The 512-nt window shown below is 30.9% G+C and carries 1 protein-coding gene; it reads left to right on the forward strand.

The annotated features are described in order from the left end of the window. Positions 1–51: 51 nt before the first annotated feature. Entirely contained in the window at positions 52–429 is a 378-nt protein-coding gene (locus tag CYP28_RS09000; protein WP_103593916.1) for a hypothetical protein, read from the forward strand. The last annotated feature ends 83 nt before the right edge of the window (positions 430–512 follow it).

Raw genomic sequence — 512 nt, forward strand, 5'->3', positions numbered from 1 at the left:
AATATATTCCGCTTGGAGTAGGATATGGAGATATAGGCGTAAAGGGATAAGATGAAGCATAATAATGAAATAAAGCAAATAATTCAAAGCTTTGAAAAAAATACTATTTGGAACTATGAAAATTGTAAAAAGGCGGTAGATTTTTATATTGAGCTACTTGCTATTATTGAAAACCAAATTAGCTTGCTAAAAGAGAGGCTAGACAACAAAAGCTTAAATATTGTCAATAACAACAATGATCTAGTCATGCAAGAAATTGACTTTTTTACAAAAACTAGCAATGTTATTATAAATGCTTTTATGAAGGCTACTGGAAAAAGACCGCAAGAGGTAAGAGCTTGTATGGTTGCCAATAATTACGATGAAAAAAAGCTACCAAGAGATATTGTTGGCATTTCAACTAGCGTAAAAACATACATTTATGGTTGATTTTTCTAAACAATATACGAAAATACCACTTTCACATATACCAGATCAATGGTTTATCGCGCTGGGCAAATATCTTGTTTTTT

It is taken from the genome of Campylobacter concisus, from assembly GCF_002914195.1.
Taxonomy (GTDB): Bacteria; Campylobacterota; Campylobacteria; order Campylobacterales; family Campylobacteraceae; genus Campylobacter_A; species Campylobacter_A concisus_M.